This is a genomic window from Polaribacter sp. L3A8 (assembly GCF_009796785.1).
GTDB lineage: Bacteria > Bacteroidota > Bacteroidia > Flavobacteriales > Flavobacteriaceae > Polaribacter.
The window spans coordinates 2,997,437-3,016,636 of the sequence record NZ_CP047026.1 but is presented as its reverse complement, the minus strand read 5'-3'; the positions used below and the strand labels follow the sequence as shown (position 1 = coordinate 3,016,636).

At 29.6% G+C, this 19,200-nt stretch carries 18 protein-coding genes and 1 pseudogene; 9 read left to right on the top strand and 10 right to left on the bottom strand.

All coding sequences use genetic code 11. The features are described 5' to 3' along the window. From GQR92_RS12215 to GQR92_RS12200, 4 genes are all read left to right on the top strand, one after another. Positions 1-789 (top strand): universal stress protein, encoded by a 789-nt coding sequence (locus GQR92_RS12215; protein WP_158839938.1) that lies wholly within the window; start codon positions 1-3, stop codon positions 787-789. Positions 790-800: 11 nt separating this feature from the next. After that, a complete protein-coding gene (locus GQR92_RS12210) occupies positions 801-1,430 on the top strand; it encodes a carbonic anhydrase family protein (protein WP_158839936.1) in 630 nt (209 codons plus the stop codon). Positions 1,431-1,582: 152 nt separating this feature from the next. Next, positions 1,583-3,445: a SulP family inorganic anion transporter gene (locus GQR92_RS12205; protein WP_158839934.1), complete on the top strand. Its 1,863-nt coding sequence runs from the start codon at positions 1,583-1,585 to the stop codon at positions 3,443-3,445. Positions 3,446-3,448: 3 nt separating this feature from the next. Continuing rightward, positions 3,449-4,075 carry a carbonic anhydrase gene (locus tag GQR92_RS12200; protein WP_158839932.1) on the top strand — a complete coding sequence of 209 codons (627 nt, stop codon included), beginning with the start codon at positions 3,449-3,451 and terminating at the stop codon, positions 4,073-4,075. A gap of 53 nt (positions 4,076-4,128) precedes the next feature. Here GQR92_RS12200 and GQR92_RS12195 read toward each other — a convergent pair whose 3' ends face one another. Continuing rightward, positions 4,129-4,632 (bottom strand): CvpA family protein, encoded by a 504-nt coding sequence (locus GQR92_RS12195; RefSeq protein ID WP_158839930.1) that lies wholly within the window; start codon positions 4,630-4,632, stop codon positions 4,129-4,131. 82 nt (positions 4,633-4,714) lie between these two features. On the opposite strand from GQR92_RS12195, the gene GQR92_RS12190 reads away from it, so the two are divergent. The 3 genes from GQR92_RS12190 to GQR92_RS12180 all read left to right on the top strand — a co-directional run bounded on the left by GQR92_RS12190 (position 4,715) and on the right by GQR92_RS12180 (position 7,071). After that, complete coding sequence (locus GQR92_RS12190) at positions 4,715-5,065, top strand: hypothetical protein (RefSeq protein WP_158839928.1); 351 nt, start codon at positions 4,715-4,717, stop codon at positions 5,063-5,065. 150 nt (positions 5,066-5,215) lie between these two features. Continuing rightward, positions 5,216-6,580 carry a TlpA family protein disulfide reductase gene (locus GQR92_RS12185; RefSeq protein WP_158839926.1) on the top strand — a complete coding sequence of 455 codons (1,365 nt, stop codon included), beginning with the start codon at positions 5,216-5,218 and terminating at the stop codon, positions 6,578-6,580. Further along, positions 6,580-7,071 (top strand): TlpA family protein disulfide reductase, encoded by a 492-nt coding sequence (locus tag GQR92_RS12180; RefSeq protein ID WP_158839924.1) that lies wholly within the window; start codon positions 6,580-6,582, stop codon positions 7,069-7,071. Before GQR92_RS12185 ends, GQR92_RS12180 begins: the two co-directional genes overlap by 1 nt. Positions 7,072-7,073: 2 nt before the next feature. On the opposite strand, the gene GQR92_RS12175 is transcribed toward GQR92_RS12180, so the two are convergent. Then, positions 7,074-7,976, bottom strand: coding sequence for a DMT family transporter (locus tag GQR92_RS12175; protein ID WP_158839922.1), 903 nt, complete (start codon positions 7,974-7,976; stop codon positions 7,074-7,076). Positions 7,977-8,055: 79 nt separating this feature from the next. Next, entirely contained in the window at positions 8,056-8,415 is a 360-nt protein-coding gene (locus tag GQR92_RS12170; protein ID WP_158839920.1) for a YraN family protein, read from the bottom strand. Positions 8,416-8,531: 116 nt separating this feature from the next. Between GQR92_RS12170 and GQR92_RS12165 the strand changes: the two genes are divergently transcribed. Further along, on the top strand, positions 8,532-8,885 hold the full coding sequence (locus GQR92_RS12165) for a hypothetical protein (protein WP_158839918.1): 354 nt from the start codon (positions 8,532-8,534) through the stop codon (positions 8,883-8,885). Here GQR92_RS12165 and GQR92_RS12160 read toward each other — a convergent pair. After that, the gene (locus GQR92_RS12160) at positions 8,875-9,828 is read right to left on the bottom strand and encodes a S66 peptidase family protein (protein ID WP_158839916.1); all 954 of its coding nucleotides are present in this window, start codon (positions 9,826-9,828) and stop codon (positions 8,875-8,877) included. The two genes, GQR92_RS12165 and GQR92_RS12160, sit on opposite strands and share 11 nt — an antisense overlap. A gap of 172 nt (positions 9,829-10,000) precedes the next feature. Here GQR92_RS12160 and metG point away from each other — a divergent pair, with 172 nt between their 5' ends. Next, positions 10,001-12,055, top strand: coding sequence for a methionine--tRNA ligase (metG, locus tag GQR92_RS12155; protein WP_158839914.1), 2,055 nt, complete (start codon positions 10,001-10,003; stop codon positions 12,053-12,055). Positions 12,056-12,339: 284 nt separating this feature from the next. Here the strand turns inward: metG and GQR92_RS12150 are convergent. The 6 genes and pseudogenes from GQR92_RS12150 to GQR92_RS12125 form a co-directional block, all read right to left on the bottom strand. Next, a pseudogene (locus GQR92_RS12150) lies at positions 12,340-14,556 on the bottom strand (molybdopterin cofactor-binding domain-containing protein). A gap of 61 nt (positions 14,557-14,617) precedes the next feature. Further along, positions 14,618-15,079, bottom strand: coding sequence for a (2Fe-2S)-binding protein (locus tag GQR92_RS12145; RefSeq protein ID WP_105049773.1), 462 nt, complete (start codon positions 15,077-15,079; stop codon positions 14,618-14,620). A 179-nt stretch (positions 15,080-15,258) separates the two neighbouring features. Next, positions 15,259-15,708 carry a hypothetical protein gene (locus GQR92_RS12140; RefSeq protein ID WP_158839912.1) on the bottom strand — a complete coding sequence of 150 codons (450 nt, stop codon included), beginning with the start codon at positions 15,706-15,708 and terminating at the stop codon, positions 15,259-15,261. 177 nt (positions 15,709-15,885) lie between these two features. Then, the gene (locus tag GQR92_RS12135) at positions 15,886-16,725 is read right to left on the bottom strand and encodes a universal stress protein (protein ID WP_158839910.1); all 840 of its coding nucleotides are present in this window, start codon (positions 16,723-16,725) and stop codon (positions 15,886-15,888) included. A gap of 90 nt (positions 16,726-16,815) precedes the next feature. Further along, positions 16,816-17,874 (bottom strand): response regulator, encoded by a 1,059-nt coding sequence (locus GQR92_RS12130; RefSeq protein WP_158839908.1) that lies wholly within the window; start codon positions 17,872-17,874, stop codon positions 16,816-16,818. After that, on the bottom strand, positions 17,871-19,112 hold the full coding sequence (locus GQR92_RS12125; RefSeq protein ID WP_158839906.1) for a PAS domain-containing sensor histidine kinase: 1,242 nt from the start codon (positions 19,110-19,112) through the stop codon (positions 17,871-17,873). Before GQR92_RS12125 ends, GQR92_RS12130 begins: the two co-directional genes overlap by 4 nt. Between the last annotated feature and the right edge of the window lie 88 nt (positions 19,113-19,200).

The following is a 19,200-nucleotide window of genomic DNA, read 5'->3' as shown; positions in this document are numbered from 1 at the left end:
ATGAAAAAGGAAAAGAAATATAAAATTTTAGTCCTATCAGACCTTAAAGAGAACACGCAGAGTGTTTTAAAAAGTACCGTAAGTTTTGCAAAGATAATAGATGCAGACATACACTTTTTTTACACTAAAAAGCCAGCAGAGATTGTAAAGAACGACAATCAATTATCTGCTAAGAGAGCAATAAATGAAGAATATTTTATTATTGATAAAAAAATAAAAAGCCTAATAAGTTCGTTTTCCGAAGACAGTAATATTAACATTAAACATTCTTTTTCATTTGGAAATGTGAAAAGTGAAATTGGTGATTTTTTAAGTAAAAATAAACCAGATGTTGTTGTTTTAGGAAAAAGAAAATCAAAGTCTTTAAATTTTTTAGGAGATAATATTACCGATTTTGTTTTACAAAAACACATTGGGTCTGTAATTATTGCATCAGAAAAAAGTACTTTAGAACCACATAAAAAATTAAATTTAGGTTTTTTAAATAATACAAAAGACAATACTAGTATAAGTTTGGCTTTAGAGTTAAAAGAGAAATCTAAAGAACCAATAAAGTACTTTAGAGTTGTAAAAGATGCTGAACTTTATAACAAAACATCTGAAAATTTAGAAGAAGAAAAAAATGAGTATGTTTTTGAAGAAAACAGCACTAGCTCTAAAAACATTTCTAATTATTTAACTAAAAACAATGTAAATTTACTTTGTTTCACCAAAAAAGCAGATAACAACACTGCCTTTTTAAAAAATATAATTAAAGATACTGAGGTATCATTACTTTTAACAACATAAAAAAACTCATTATGAAAGCACATACAAGAGAAACGCAAGCAACAATGACTCCAGAAAAGTCATTACAATATTTAACAGAAGGAAACCAAAGATTTCAAGACAATTTAAAAGCACATAGAAACTTATTAGAACAGGTTAACGATACTAGTACAGGTCAATTTCCTTTTGCAACAATTTTAAGTTGTATCGATTCTAGAGTTTCTGCAGAATTAGTATTCGATCAAGGATTAGGTGATGTTTTTAGCATAAGAATTGCCGGTAACTTTGTAAACCAAGATATTTTAGGTTCTATGGAGTTTGGTTGCAAACTAGCAGGAACAAAATTAGTTGTTGTTTTAGGCCACACAAGTTGTGGAGCCATAAAAGGTGCTTGCGACAATGCTAAATTAGGAAACCTAACAGCAATGCTTAACAAAATTAAGCCAGCAGTAAATTCTGTTTTAGAACCAAAAGACGCTAGTTTAAGAACCTCTGCAAATTTAGATTTTGTAGATAATGTTTCTGCACAAAACGTAGCTTTGACTATTGCAAGAATAAGAAACGAAAGTGATGTTTTATCAGAAATGGAACAAAACGGAGAAATTATGATTATAGGTGCTATGTATAATATTAATGATGGCGCTGTTACCTTTTTAAAATAAATATTTATTTTTTTATTAGAGATCCTCGAGGCAACACCTCGGGGATTTTTTTTTGGCTAAAAAAACTAAATAATTTAATAAATGAGCTATTAAAAGGGTTCTTTTATTAAGTTATAATAATTATATTACAGCTTAATAATTACAATTAAGCTATGAAAAATTTATTCTCAAATATTAAAGGTGATGTTTTTGGTGGAATAACGGCAGGTATTGTTGCACTACCATTAGCACTAGCTTTTGGAGTTTCTTCTGGTTTAGGGCCAAGTGCAGGTTTATATGGCGCTATTTTTATTAGTTTTTTTGCTGCACTTTTTGGAGGAACCAACACACAAATTTCTGGACCAACAGCTCCAATGACGGCTGTTAGTATGGTGGTTATTGCAGGTCTTATTGCTGCAAATGATGGAGATCTATCTAAAGCCTTACCAGCAATTTTAACTGTTTTTTTATTAGCTGGTTTGTTTCAAATTGGATTAGGACTAATTGGCTTAGGAAAATACATTAGATATATTCCTTATCCGGTAGTTTCTGGTTTTATGACAGCAATTGGTTTAATTATTTTGCTAACACAAGTACTACCTTCTGTTGGTTATTACCCAAAAGAAGATGTAGAGTTTGTTTCGCAATTTAAAGCAGAAGCACAAGAGGTAATTTTACAGAATATATTAAAAGAAGAAGCAGGTGAAGGAATTTTAGTTTTAGAAAACTTTAAAGAAACCAATAGAAGAGGTCAATTAATTACTGCTGCAGACATTTTAAAAGAATCTCAAACATTAGCTGCAAAAGAAACTTCTGGAGCCTTAGGAGCAATTAAATCTTTTCCTAGAGCAGTACAAAACATTAATTGGTTAGAATTTATACTTGCCTTAGGAACCATCTTTATAATTTATGGCTTTAAGCGGATTACCACTAAAATTCCGAGTACGTTGGTTGCATTAATTATAATGTCTGGTATTGCAGTTGCCTTTAATCTAGATTATAAAACGATTCAAGAAATTCCAAGTGGAATCCCCTCTATTAAATGGGAAATATTTACAGGATTTTCTTTAAACAGCATCACTCCCTATATTTTTACAGCCTTAACATTAGCACTCTTAGGTGCTATAGATTCCCTTTTAACAAGTGTTGTTGCAGATAACATGACCAAAACAAAACACAAACCAAATAATGAATTAGTAGGGCAAGGAATAGGAAATAGTATTGCTGCTTTGTTTGGTGGAATACCAGGTGCTGGAGCCACAATTAGAACTGTTGTAAATATTAATGCTGGTGGAAAAACCAAGCTTTCTGGAATGATTGCTGGTATTATGTTACTAATTGTAATGTTAGGCTTAGGACCTATTGCTTCTAAAATACCCGCAGCAGTATTGGCAGGTATTTTAATTACTGTGGGTATTGGTGTAATGGATTATAAAGGATTAAAAGCAATACCAAGTTTACCTAAAGACATTAAAATAGGCCCTTTAAAACTAAGTTCTGAAGTATTAATTATGATTGTTGTTTTACTACTATCTACCTTTTGGAATTTAGTATACGCTGTAGGTATTGGACTAATAATAGCATCATTAATGTTTATGAAAAAAATTGGAGATTTAACTGCAGAAAGATCTGATGTTAAAACGCTTAAAGAAGAGTCTTGGGAAGATGAAACTGGTTTCCCTAAAGCCTTAAAAGGAGAAATTTTTATCAAACATATAAAAGGACCTTTGTTCTTTGGCTCTACTAGCGATTTTCAAGCACTTTCTCAACAAATACCAGACTCTGCATCTATGGTAATTATGCGTTTGGGTAGAATGCAATATATGGACCAATCAGGTTTATATGCAATGGAAGATATGCTGCAAGATTTAAAAACAAAAAACATAGAGGTTTTATTTGTAAATTTATTGAAGCAACCTAAATACATGATGGAGAGAATTGATATTATACCAGATTTTATACCAACAGAACATATTTTTAACTCTTTTGATGAGTGTATAAAATGGGCAAAAAAAAATGTAAAAGAAAAATATTAAAAAATGGATTTAGATAACGTTTTTATAAATAATGAAAATTGGATAAAAGATAAATTATCTATTGATAAAAATTATTTCGAAGAATTAGCCAAAGGTCAAAGCCCAGAGTTATTATACATTGGTTGTTCAGACAGTAGAGCAACCGCAGAAGAATTGATGGGCGCAAAACCCGGAGAAGTTTTTGTGCATAGAAATATAGCCAATATGGTTATTAGTATCGATTTAAATGCAATGTCTGTTGTAAATTATGCCGTAGACCAATTAAAAGTAAAACACGTTATTGTTTGTGGTCATTATGGATGTGGTGGCGTAAAAGCCGCTATGCAATCTGCAGATCTAGGTATTTTAAACCCTTGGTTGCGTAATATTAGAGATGTGTATAGAATTCATGCAGATGAGTTAAATGCAATTTCTAATGAAGAAAAAAAATATGAACGCTTGGTAGAATTAAACGTTAAAGAACAATGCGTAAACTTAATTAAAACAGCAACAGTACAAAAAGCATACAGAGATCGTGGCTTAAAAGTACATGGTTGGGTTTTTGATATTCACTCAGGAAAACTAATAGATCTTAAAATCGATTTTGAAAAATATCTAGAAGATATTATGCAAATTTATCATTTAGATTAAAACTAAAAACCCAAGGAAAATTCCTTGGGTTTTTAATTTTAAGTATACTATTTTTATAAAGGCTTCTCCTCTACCTCTTCTTTAATTATTGATGGAAAAATACTCGGAGCTACTTTTTTTACTGGAGCATATAAAATAGATTCTTCTAATGTTTCTTTTTCTATAAAAGGAATTGTATCATTCATTTTACCAAAAAAAATGAAAACGACACTTAATATCAATCCTATTTTTAAAGCGCCAAATACACCGCCTAATATTTTATTTAAAATACCTAAAGAAGCAAAATCTGCAATTTTAGTTAATGCTTTTCCTAGAAGTGCTATTACCAAAATAATAATAACAAAAGTAATTGCAAAAGAAGCTAAAGAAATATATTCTGGTTTCCAAGAAACATATGCTGTTAAGAAATTAGAAGCAAAGTGAGAAAAATGAATTGCACCATATACACCACCTATTAAAGCAACCAAAGATGCAACTTCTACAAATAAACCTTTTAAAATACCTCTAACAAAACCAAAAAGTAATAAAGAAGCTATAATAATATCAAAAATATTCATGAAATTAATTTCCTCAAACCTACATAATTTTTAGTCAATTTAAAAATGCCAGTTGTATCTTTACAACTTATAAAAAAATTAGATGTCTAAAACACTCACCTTAAAAGAAAAATGGGATTTGTTAGTTGGTAAATTAACAGATCAATTTGCAGATGGAGACGAATTAAATATGGATGGAATTATCTATTTAATTGGCGTACAAGAATTAGGGCAAGGTCATAGAGAATTTAAAAAAGACGAAAAAGTAAACCTAATGCATATTGCCATTTGTAAGCTTTTAGAACCGTATGGTTATTACGAATTCGATTTTTTTGATGATGATGCTTGGCCACATTATAAAACACTTACAGAATTACCAAACTTAAAACCAGGAGAACAAACTGTGTTAATGAAAGAAGCGGTTGTTAACTATTTTGAGACTTTAAATTATTAGTAATACTCTAAATAACCCGTAATCTTCATATCTTTTTAAAAACCTTTTTTTGGGGAGAATTTATTAAATAAATTCCTAATTTAATAGAGAAATAGTACTTTTGGTACGTTTCTTGAAATTAGTTTAATAAGAACAAATCAACCTTAAAAAATGAAAAAAATACTCGCTTTTATATTCTTAATCTCTTCATTTGCACAAGCACAATATACTGTAAACGGTACAATGTATCCTACTTTAAAAAGTGATTGGGTTATTTTATACAAAATAGAAGGAGCTACACAAAAGTTTGTACAAAATTCTAAAATAGCAATAGATACTGTTACAATTCAAGGAAAAAAACAAGCAATAGGTAAGTTTAGTTTTACACTACCAACAAACACAAAACCGGGTTCTTATAGATTAACTTATAAATTAGAGGAAGCTGGTTTTGTAGATTTTATTTTTAATAAAGAAGATGTAAGTTTTAGTTTTAATCCTAATTACGGAAACCAAACCGTTTTTTTTACAGCTTCAAAAGAAAATATTTTATATAAAAGTTATTTAGACAAAAGTGCTGCAGCGCAACAAACATTAGATTCTATACAAGTTGTAGGGTTACAAAATAAAAGTTTAAATTTAAATAAAGAATATAAAAAAGCTTTAAAGCAGGTAAATGATATTCAAAAAGAATATTTAGAAACGTCAAACGGCATGTATGTTTATCCTTTTATTAAAGCTTCCTTAAAAAATAATTCTTCGGATATTTTAAAAACTCCAGAAGAATATATGTCTAGCATGAATAATACCTTTTTTAACAACATAGATTTTGATAATAAAACGCTTTTAAACTCTTCTTTTTTAATCAGTAGAATTACAGATTATGTTTTTTATATTAACTTTTCTGAAGATCAAGAAACACAACAAAAATTATATAAAAAATCGGTAGATACCGTACTTTCTAAAATTGAAAGTATCACTTATAAAAAAGATGTAATTGAGTTTTTAATAACTCAGTTTGAATCTTCTATGAATTTAGATTTAATAGATTATTTATTTGAAACTTATTATAACAAATTACCTACTAACATTCAAAATAAAAGTTTTAAAGAATCAAAACAAGCCTTATTTGCTGCCGAAATAGGTAGAATTGCACCAGACTTTTCTTGGAAAGAAAACGGAAAAGAATTAAAACTTTCTAAGTTAGGCGATGCAGAAAATTATTTATTGATTTTTTGGAGTACTACTTGCTCACATTGTTTAAACGAAGTACCACAAGTACATAAATTTTTAAAAGAAAATAAAAAGGTAAAAGTGATTGCTTTTTCTTTAGAAAAAGAGGCTTTTGGTTGGAACAGCTTTAAGAATACATTACCAAATTGGCACCATGTTTTAGGATTAAACAAATGGGAAAACAAAATTGCAAGAACCTATAATATTGTTTCTACACCAAGTTATTTTATTTTAGATGCTAACAAAAAAATTATTGCAAAACCAGAACATTTAAAAGATGTAAAAGATTTTTTTACCGAAAAGTAATGGTAAAAAAATGGGTAGTTATTTTTGCGTTATTTATTAATTATAATGTTATTAGTCAACAATATTTTAAAATTAATGATGACGCGCCTAGCTTTAAATTATGGATTACAGATGGCACAAAATTAACCAATAAAGAAATTAATAAAAAAGTAGTTGTTTTTAAATTTTGGTTTACCTCTTGCATGCCTTGTTTAACAGACATTCCTAAATTAAATAGTCTTGTAAAAGAGTTTAAAAATAGAGATGATATTTTATTTATTGCACCGGCATTAGATAGAAAACCCACAATAGAAAAGCTATTAAAAGTACATCCTTTTCATTTTAAAATTGCTTATTCTGCGATGGATGTTAGTCAGAAATTTAACAAACAACAAGTGTATCCCTCTTATTTTATTATCAATAAAAAAGGAAAAATTGCCTACATAGATAGTGGCAATAAAAAATCTGATATTAGTGATTTAAGAAAAGCTATTTTAAAAGCTTTAAAGTAGTCTTACTTTTTCTTTGCTTGTTTTAAGGAGGTAATAACAATACCTATTATTACTAAAAAAGCACCAAAAAACTGAACTAAAGTCAACCTTTCTCCTAAGAAAAAAGAGGCTAGTATTATGGTAGATATTGGCCCAACACCTGCAACAATTGCAAAGTTAGATGAGCTAATCATTTTAATAGAAGTACTTACTAAAAAAGACGGAATTACAGTAGCAAATATTGCTATTAGAAGCCCAAAACCATATACTTGCCAAGGCAAATTAAACAAATCTGTTTCACCAATAATGCTAAAGTGAACAAACACACAAAAACAAGAAACTAACATGGCATAAGCTGTAAACTTTACTACCCCAAATTTAGGAATTAACCATCCACTTCCTACCAAATAAGAAGCATACGTTATTGCACTTAAAAGCACAAAAAAGCCTCCTAAATACACATTATTACCAGAAATATCAACCTCATCAGAAAAAGCAATTACAATACCTACGTATGATAAAAAGATGGCAAGCGCCTGAAATTTAGTAATAGGTTGTTTAAAGAATAATCTATTTAATAAAATTACAATGGTAGGATATACAAACAAAATAATACGTTCTAAACTTGCCTTTATATAGCTTAAACCTACAAAATCGAAATAGCTAGCCAAATAATAACCAACCAAACCAAAAAATACTACCCAATAATAATCTTTTTTGGTTATTTTTATTTCCTGATTTTTATTTCGATATAGATATACAATCACCACATAAAAAGGAAAAGAAAATAACATTCTTAGCAACAACATGGTAATAGCATCTACATTATAATTGTACGCTAGCTTTACCATTACAGCTTTAGAAGAGAAAAGTACAATACCTAAAACCCCTAAGAGAACACCAAACCAAAACTTTTTTGTAACCATAGAACGAAACTAAAACTTACCGTTTTAAAAAGTTCTTTTATTAGGTATTGATTACGATGTTCAGTATGAAAAGAGAACATTAAAAATAAAGAAAAGCATCTTCTAAATGCTCCAATTTTGTTCCTTTTTTATTGATTAAAATTGCAATAATATCAAATCTTACTTCCACATCTAAATCTCTTTGCACCACATAATAATCAATTGCAGAAACCAATAATTTAATTTTTTTAGCTTTTACGGCATCTTGTGGTTCTTCAAAATAATCTGAACTTCTTGTTTTTACCTCAACAGCAGCTAATATTTCTCCTTTTAGAGCAATAATATCTACTTCTGCCTTTAAATAACGGTAGTTTGTTTCTAGAATTTTATAACCATTTTTTAATAAAAATTTAATCGCTAATTTTTCTCCTTCTTTTCCAAGTTCATTGTGTTCTGCCATTTTTTTGAGTTTTCAGTATTCAGTGGCAGTTTTCAGTCGATTGTTAAATTTTAAAAAGATTCTTAATTGAAAATTGCAACGTGTTAATTTACAAATTATTACTTACTTTTATAATAATGGAAAAAGAAACGCTTATTAAATATTTAGAGTTCTTAAAAACAGCATCCAAAAGGCATCAAAACGATAAAATTATTACTGATGATGAATTAAATCAATTAGAAATTGAAATAAACAGATTTATACAGAAAGTTAAAGAAAGCTTATTTTCTAAAGAAATAAAATTCATAATATCACAAATAGACTTTAACCTAGATGAAGAAAATCACAATAATCCAAAATACAAATGGCTCAATTTTCTTGGTGGTTTTCAGGCTAATGAATTTAAGCAACAAGAAAATCGTAAACAACGGTTTTTAAAACTTTACAACGAGCTAGACGCTACTTTATTTAAAGTAAAATCTATTTTATAAAATCAACAGAATACTGTCCGTTACCAACAGATAACTTTACGTTTCGTCCAAAAATCATTGCTCTATTATCTGCTTCATGTCCTGCAGGAAAATCAAAGAAAACAGGAGTATCTTCTGGAACAACATCTAAAATTAATTGCTCAATAGTACTTCCCCATTTGGTAGAATTCTTTCTGATAGAAGACATATTACCTATAATTACAGCATTTACATTTGTAAAATATCCGGCACGTTTTAAACTTTGCAACATTCTATCAATAGAATATTTATACTCGCCAATCTCTTCGATAAACAACACTTTACCATCCGTATTTAACTGACTTTTAGAACCTAACATAGATGTTAAAATAGCTAAGTTTCCTCCTATAATTTGTCCTTCTATAATTTTTGATGAAGTAGTTCTATTGTATTTAGATGAAGTAATTTTATAAGAAATGTCTTTACCAAACAACGCATTTTTAAAACTCGAAATTGTTTTAATAATTTCCTCTGGCTTCTCCTCTAAACTACTTGCCATCATTCCGTGAATCGTTTCTACACCTAAATTATGAATGTGGTTGTGAAACGCAGTAATATCAGAATACCCAATAATCCATTTTGGTTGCTCTTTAAATTTTGTAAAATCTAATAGATCTAAAATTCTTACAGAACCATAACCGCCTCTTGCAGCCCAAATTGCTTTAATATTTGGGTTGTCTAACGCATCTTGAAAATCTTGACAACGTTCTACATCCGTTCCTGCAAAATGATTGTTTTGTTTAAATACATTTTTACCTATAACCACTTTTAAACCCCAACTTTCGGCTAATTTCTTAGCATTATCAATGGTTGCTTGTCTGCCTCTTAAAATACCTGCAGGTGCAACAATAGCAATTGTATCTCCTTTTTCTAAATAGGCTGGCGTACTTAATTTGTCTTGTGCTTTTATCGATGAAAAAATCATCAATAAAAATGTAATAAATAGCATATTTTTCTTCAAAATAGGTCTTGTTTCTAGGTTAAAATTGTGTAAAAATCTTATTCTGGTAAATGTATCAATTTTCAATGGTTTTTAAAACTCCCTTTTTCGTACTTTTGCACTTCAAAAATCAGTACACAATTAATACATAGAACACATGAGTGCTCCTAAAAGATATACAATTACTGCCGCTTTACCATATACAAATGGTCCAATACATATTGGTCATTTAGCAGGTGTTTACGTTCCTGCAGATATTTATGCGCGTTATTTACGTTTAACAGGTAATGATGTTGCCTACATTTCTGGTTCGGATGAGCATGGTGCTGCCATACCAATGAGAGCTAAAAAAGAAGGCGTTTCTCCGCAAGTAATTATTGATAAATACCATGGAATCATCAAAAAATCTTTTGAAGATTTCGGAATTTCTTTTGATAATTATTCAAGAACTTCAGCTAAAATTCATCATGAAACTGCCTCAGAGTTTTTTACAAAAATGTATAATGATGGTGAGTTTATAGAAGAAGTTTCGGCACAATTGTATGATGAGGAAGCAAATCAGTTTTTAGCAGACCGATTTGTGGTAGGAACTTGCCCAAAATGTGGTTTCGAAGAAAGTTATGGAGATCAATGTGAAAACTGCGGTACTTCTCATAACGCTACAGATTTAATTAATCCTAAATCTGCAATTACAGGAAATGTACCAACCGTAAAAGAAACAAAACACTGGTTTTTACCTCTAGATAAGCACGAAGATTTTTTACGTGAGTGGATTTTAGAAGGTCATAAAAAAGATTGGAAACCTAATGTTTACGGACAAGTAAAAAGTTGGGTAGAAGATGGTTTAAGACCAAGAGCAGTAACAAGAGATTTAGATTGGGGAATTCCGGTTCCTTTAAAAGATGCCGAAGGAAAAGTTTTATATGTTTGGTTTGATGCACCAATTGGCTACATTTCATCTACCAAAGAATGGGCTGCTAGAGAAGGAAAAAACTGGGAAGATTATTGGAAAAAGGATGATACCAAATTGGTTCATTTTATAGGGAAAGACAATATTGTTTTTCACTGTATTATTTTTCCATCGATGTTAAAAGCACATGGAGATTATATTTTACCAGATAATGTACCTGCAAACGAGTTTTTAAATTTAGAAGGAAATAAATTATCTACTTCTAAAAACTGGGCAGTTTGGTTACACGAGTATTTAGAAGAATTTCCAGATCAGCAAGATGTTTTACGTTATACATTAACTGCAAACGCACCAGAAAGTAAAGACAACGATTTTACTTGGAAAGATTTTCAAGCTAAAAACAACAACGAATTGGTTGCTATTTTTGGCAACTTTATTAACAGAGTTGTCGTTTTAACCAACAAATATTACGAGGGAATTGTACCTGCGCCAAATGATTTTACAGAAGTAGATGAAGATGTTTTAGCAGCTATAAAAGAGTTTCCTAATATTATTGGTAAATCTATAGAAAGATATAGATTTAGAGAAGCTAGCCAAGAATTAATGAATTTAGCAAGACTTGGTAACAAGTATTTAGCGGATGAAGAGCCTTGGAAAGTGATAAAAGTAGATGCAGCACGTGTACAAACAATTATGTATGTTGCTTTGCAAATTTCTACAGCATTGGCAGTGGCTTCTAAACCATTTTTACCGTTTACTTCGGATAAATTAAAAGGAATTTTAAATATTGATGATACGCTTTCTTGGACAGATGTTACCGAAAAAGATGTTTTATTACCTGCAGCGCATCAAATAAACAAAGCAGAATTGTTGTTTTCTAAAATTGAAGATAAAACAATTGATGCTCAGATAGAAAAATTAGAAGCAACTAAAATTGCCAACGAGCAAGAAAATAAAGTGCTAGAACCTCAAAAAGAAACTATTGAATTTGAAGATTTTACCAAACTAGATATTAGAATTGGTACTATTTTAGAAGCAGAAAAAGTGGCTAAAACTAAAAAGCTTTTAAAATTAAAGGTTGATGTAGGTATTGATACAAGAACTATTGTTTCTGGTATTGCAGAAAGCTTTTCACCAGAAGATATTATTGGTCAGCAAGTTTCTGTTTTGGTAAACTTAGCACCTAGGAAAATTAGAGGCGTAGAAAGCCAAGGAATGATTTTAATGACGGATACTCCTGATGGTAAATTAGCCTTTGTAGAACCTACAAAAGCAGTTAAAAACGGGCAACAAGTAAGTTAAATCTAGTTGTTTATAGTAATTTTACACGACTAAAGATACTCTTTTAATCGAAAGATTATTGTCAATAATCAAAAGACACTTACACTTTGTAAGCATTTAAAAAATTACTTTTAGAAACGCTTTATATTTGTATCATATTAGCAATGCCCCCATAAATGTGCTAAATATTGAGTAACAAGTTAAAAGGTTCCCTAAGAATTTTAACAAAAAAAAATTACTCACATCCAATTGTCAAAACCATGTATTTGGTTTTGGCAATTTTTTTGTTTTAAACTCATTTAAAATTAGCTTAAAATTGAATCTTGTTTTAATTCATTTATAAACGGCTGCTTGTAAATTCTCTTACCTAAAGCCGCATTAATTGCGTTGGCAACTGCTCCACCTGCTGGAGGTAAACCTGGTTCTCCCAAACCTGTAGGAGATAAATCATTTTCTACAAAATGGACGGCGACTTTTGGCGTTTCTTGCATTCTGATTAATCTATATGTATCAAAATTTTTGTGTGTTGGTTTTCCATCCTTTAAAGAAAAATCAGCATACATAGCGTGCCCTATTCCATCTAAAACACCACCTTCTACTTGGTTTCTTGCTCCTGTTGGGTTTACTACAACACCACAATCTACCGCAACAGTTACTTTTTTAACTATAGGAAAACCATCTTTTAAAACAATATCTGCAATTTCTGCAACATGTGTATTATGGCTATAATATGCAGAAAAACCTTGGTAAACACCTTCTTTTGTTTTTCCCCAATTTCCTTTTTCTCTCACTAATTTAATAGTGTCTTGCATTCTTTGTCCGGAATATTCAATTTTATTATCAGTAGTCCCTTTTACATTTTGCAATAAATCTAAACGTAATTGAATAGGATCTATATTTAATGCTGATGCCAATTCATCAAAGAAACTTTGTTCTGCAAATGCTAAAAAATTGGTATAAGGAGCTCTCCACGCACCTGTTGTAACGTTACTTTTATAATTACCTGTTTCTACTTTATAATTAGGAATGCACCCTGCAGGAAAAAAATTAGGAATTAATCCATACATATTGCCACCTACAGCAGCTTCAATTAAATGATATCCGGTTACTTTTCCGTCTTTTAAAGCGGCTTTTATTCTATATTTTACAGAAGGTTTGTATACTCCTGTAGTCATATCATCTTCTCTTGTAGAAACTAATTTAACAGGTTTTTTTATAACACTAGATATTTCTGCGGCTTCGTATACAAAATCTCCATAGAGTCTTCTACCAAAACCACCACCCATTCTTGTCATTTCTACAGACACCTTATTTACATCAAAATCTAACATTTCTGCAACCACTTGTGCTGCAAATTCTGGTGTTTGTACAGGGCCTACTAATTGAATATTTTCTGCAGTTACATTTGCATAAAAATTCATAGGTTCCATACAGTTATGTGGTAAAAATGGCGAGTGATATGTTTTTTCAATTACTTTATCTGCCGTTGCAAAAGCCTTTTTTAAATTACCATCTTCTCTCCTTGTAGTTAACCCTTTACCTTCTAATATCTTCGTTAATGCTTTATTTTGATTTTCTGTAGATTCTAATTTAGAGTCTTCTTTCCAAATTGCAGTAAGTGCTTTTTTTCCTTTAATTGCAGCCCAAGTATTTGTTGCAATTACCACTACTTTATCGGTTTCTGACATTTTAAAAGTTCAGTTTATTTTACCAGACTGCACGTACTTTCTAGCTTTATCACCAATGATAATTACATCAATAACACCATTTATTTTTTTTGCTTCAGAAGCATCAAAACTTTCTAATATTTGCCCAAAAGCAGGCGGTCTTAAAACAGATGCATATAACATACCTTCTGCTTTATAATCCAATCCAAAAAGAGGTTTTCCTGTAATAATTTTATCAATATCTACATTTACTATTTCTTGACCAATAATTGTAAAATCTTTAATTTCTTTCAACTTTACATCTTCCGGAATTGATAACAAAGCTGCTTCTTTTACAACATCTCCATAGCCTAATTTATCTCCGTTTGCATTTGTAATAATTCCTTTTGATGCTTTACAAGTACTAGCATCTACATTCCATTTTACTGCAGCCGCATTTACTAATAATTGTTTTGTAGTTGCCCCCGTTTGTCTTAAAGCATCCCAACCAAAACGTATCGATTGACTTCCACCAGCAACTTGTCTTTTAAAGTTTTTAGTATCTAAATTGGCTTGTACAACACGTACTTTGCTCCATTCTACATCTAATTCTTCTGCAATAATCATTGGCATTGCTGTTTTTACACCTTGTCCAATTTCTGGATTTGGAGAAAAAATAGTAACGTAACCATCATCAGAGATTTTAATAAATGCATTAAAATCATTAAAGTTTAAACTATCAAGATCTACTGGCATTACGGCTTCTGGTTTGCAAGCCGTTAATAAATTAAAACCAACTAAAAGGCCACCACTTGCTAAAACAGATGCCTTTAAAAAGTTTCTTCTGCTAAAATTATTCTTTGATTTAGATTCCATTTTGTGAAGTAATTTTTAGGTTTTCCTCTTCGAAAAAAATTTGAGGAACTACTTTTTTATATTAAGACATTTTTTCTGCAGCAACTTTTACCGCTTTTTCTATTCTATTATAAGAAGCACATCTACAAATATTACCATGCATAGCTTCTCTAATTTCTTCTTCTGAAGGATTTTTATTTTCTGATAAAAACGCAGAAGCAGTCATAATTTGTCCTGCCTGACAATATCCACATTGTGGCACATCAATTTCTTTCCAAGCCTCTTGTACTGGGTGTTTTCCATCATCAGACAACCCTTCTATCGTTGTAATTTTTACATCATCTAAAATAGAAACTTGCATTTGGCAACTTCTTGTAGCAACACCGTCTATATGTACTGTACAAGCACCACATTGTGCAATACCACAACCAAATTTTGTACCTACTAAATTTAGTTCATCCCTTAAAACCCATAACAAGGGTGTATCTGCATCTGCAGAAACTGCACGTACTTTTCCGTTAATATGAAGCTTATAATTTGGCATAGAAAGAGGTTTATGATTTAACTTGAAAGTTACAAAAAATTGCCTTTGCTATTTTAACCAGGTGTAAAACCAAGAGTATTTGTGATTTTTTTAACAAAAAAGAACCCGTTCAATAATGAACGAGTTCTTAATTTTCATTGCAATTTTCTGCAGCTTTATCTTAATATTTTACGGTAATTTTATTCTACATCTATTATTCGTTTTCCTTTTTCTGTTTTTTTAATTTTTTTTAAAATCTCAAATAAATTTAATTTTAGAGCTCTGTGCTCTTTTAAATGATTTTTAAACAGAACAAGAACTGTTTTGTGTTCTGTTTTATAAGCTTCCTCTTTTTTAGGTTCATCTTTTACGTCTACTAAAACTTCAAGACCTTTTTTATGCTTTTTAACCAACTCAATTAACTTGTCATTGGTTTTTTTAGAGTTACTTAAAATTTCGATAAATTCTTTACTTTTAGAATAAGACTGAAAATCTATTAACTGAAGTGTATTCCACTTTATTAAATCTTCAAAAAAAAGATACTCATCATTTAAAAATTCTAAATCTATAAGCCATTCTTTAGAATCATTATGCATTTCTTCTGCACTTAACCATTTTATAAAACGTGTATTTACTGGTGTAATTTTCATAATAGTAATATTATTAAATTCAGGTTAAAAAAAGTTGTTGTACTAAATTACATTTAAAGAAAAAAATAGATACTGATATATATCAGTATCTTAAAATAAGTTTAGAAATTGCTTTGTTACTACTATTTTTAGTTATGTAGATAATTGAACTTAAATACTTAATCTATAATATTATTCTTATTCATGAAGCACTAAAAAAGGAACGTCTGTATGATAACTTATTTCTGCCACCTTGGTATGAAATAGTATTTGTTGAAAATAATTAAGGTTTTTTGCAACCATAACAATCATGTCTATATTTCTACTATTTACAAAACACTGCACTGCATCTTCTACTTTTTTATTGGTTAAAAAATGAAAACTATGGCTATAATTATAAAAATAATCTTCTACTAATTCTTTACTTTTTTGTTGGTCTGTATTTAATACTGTTACTTTTTTACTGATATTTAAAACTCTTAAAGATGCTTTTTTTTCTTCTAAAATATCTATGATCGGTTGTAATAATTGCAAATCGGTAGATAATGAAAAATCAGTAGGAAATGCAATCTCTTCGATTTTGCCAAATTTAGCATTCTCTGGCACCACCAGAGTTGTACACTTTACTTTTGTAATAACATCTCCGGTATTGCTACCTGTAATAAAACCAGCAAAACCACTAGCTCCTTTTGTACCCATAACAATTACATCTACTTTTTTTTCTTCGATGTGTTGTCTTATCGATTCAATAAAAAAGTTAGTATCTGTTAAAGTGTAAAATTTATGTTTGCTATTATTAAAATTTTGTGCTATTTTTTGTTGTACTATTTTTAGCTTTTTCTTTGCATTTTCTACGTTAATATCCACAAGAAGTTCTTGTGTTTGACCGTAACAATAGCCTTCTGTTGCAACGTTGCTTAATCTATTAATATGCAATAAATAAAAATTACACTTGGAGTCTTTATAAAAATTTAAAGCGTACTCTATAGCGTTCCAAGAATTATCAGAAAAATCTGTGGGTAGTAAAATATTTTTCATTGTAATTCGTCTTTAATATTAGACAAATTTATTGCTACAATGCTTTTTAAAAAATGATATTGGTCATATCTACCTTTACTTAGTAGGTAATTAACAGATTTCTTTTAACCTTTCTAAGTCTAGAATTCTAATAGTTCTACCCTCTATTTCTATAAGTCCTTGTTTTTTAAAACTAGACATTGTTCTAATTAACGTTTCTGTTGCAATACCAGCAACACTTGCTAAATCGTTTCTAGAAATTTTTATTTGATCTTCTGGCTTTCTATTTAATTTTTCTGCAAACATTAAAATAGTCTTTGCCGTTTTTTTACTTACAGAACTATAGGCCATTTGTAAAAGTTGGTCCTTTACTACAGCTAAATCTTCTGTTAGTAATTCTATTAACTCTAAAGTTACTTTATGGTTTTTGTTTAAAACATTGGTTAATGCTTTTTTAGAAAGACCTACCAATTCTGTTTTTTTAATTGCTGTTGCAGATTCTTGATACGCTAAATTTTGAGAAAAAGAAGTATAGCCAAACAAATCATCTTCTTTATACAAAGCAGTGGTAAGTTGTTTTCCTTGTTCATCTAATTTATGGCACTTTACTAACCCTTTATTTATTAAATAAATAAAATTAGAGTTATTACCTTCTTTATAGACGGTTGCTTCTTTAGCAAAAAGAAAAGACTCTCCATTGTCTTCAAAATAATTTTTTAAATCATTAAGACTTCTAATTTCTTCCGTTTCTTCTGTGCTTTCTGTTTTTACTACTTTGTTTTCTCTAATATCTTTTAATATAGAAGCTTTTGCTAGTCTACTTTCTATAGCACTAATCAACTCATCTTCACTAAAAGGTTTTGTTATATAATCATCTGCACCTAAATCCATTCCTTTTCTAACATCTTTTCTTTCTGTTTTTGCAGATAAAAATATAAAAGGGATGTGTTGTGTGCTTTCGTTTTTAGTTAAAGCTTCTAACACGCCATAACCATCTAGTTCTGGCATCATAATATCACAAACAATAATATCTGGTAAAGTTTCTTTTGCTACTTGTACTCCTATTTTTCCATTTGCAGCATTTACAACCTCGTAGTTAGATAGTTCTAAAAGTTCTGACGTGTTTTCTCTTAAAACTACATCGTCTTCAATTAATAGTATTTTTTTCATATTGCTTTGTTAATAATCTTCATTGTAAAAGTAGAACCGACATTTTCTTTACTTTCAAAAGTAATCGTTCCTCCTAAATTTTCTAAATGGCTTTTAATAATATTTAAACCAATTCCTGTTCCTTGTGTTAATAACGCATTTTCTGCTCTAAAATAACGGTTAAAAATATTTTTCTGATCTGCCTTCGGAATCCCAATTCCGTTATCTTTAATTTTAATAGTAGTCTCTTTTTTATCTTGCGTTATATTAATGCTTATTTCTGTCTTTTCTGGCGAATATTTAATAGCATTGTTTACTAAATTAGATAATGCAAGTTCTACAGTTTTTTCATCTTGAGTTAAAGAAATTTCATCAATATCTTCTGGGTAATTAATTCTTTGCCCTTCCTTTAAAAGCATGTTGGCATTGTAAATTACCTCATCTACAACCTTACTTAGTTTAAAGGTATGAAATTTGTAATTTATTTTACCTGTCTCTAATTTTTCTACGGATAAAAAATCATTTAAAATATTATTTAAATAATGAACTTTATTTGTAATTGTTTCTAAATGCTTGTCTCTTTTTTCTTGTTGTTCTGCCAATTTATATTTGCCTAATAACATGGTAGATGTTAAAATACCACTTAAAGGGGTTTTAAACTCATGAGACACTAACGACAAGAATTTTGTCTTTAATTCATTTAGTTCTTTTTCTTTTTTTAAAGCATCTTTAATTTTATTTTCTGCTTCTATCCTTTTATGGTTTTCTGCATCTAACTCAATATTAACAACCTTTAATTCATTAACCGTTTTACTTAACTCTTTTGTTCTTTCATTAACCTTTTTCTCTAGCTCTTCATTTAATTTAATAATTTCTTGTTCTTGTTCTTTTCTAGCAGAAATATCAATAACCAAAGCCATTACAAAAGTTTCTCCATAAATTTTAAACGGATTTAAACCTGCTTCTAACGGAAAAATATCTCCATTTTTTCTAGCCCCATGCAAATCTCTTCCATTGCCCATCTGCCTTTTTTCTTTTTGTTTCATAAAGCCTTTAAAATGGGCTCCATGACCAGCATGATAGTTTTTAGGAATTAAGACATTAAGTGATTGATTTACAAGCTCTCCGTGGTTGTAACCAAACATTTTTTCTACAGAAGTGTTTACAGAAACTATTTTTTGTTGGTCGTTAACAACTACAACGCCCTCAGAGACTGCTTCAAAAAGTACATTAAAAATATCTTGTTCTTTATTCAGCATTTTTTATGATGGATTTTAAGTTAAAGAAAATCTAAAGTTCGCTATTTTATGTAAAAATATGGTTAATAATGATGAATATCATAGAATA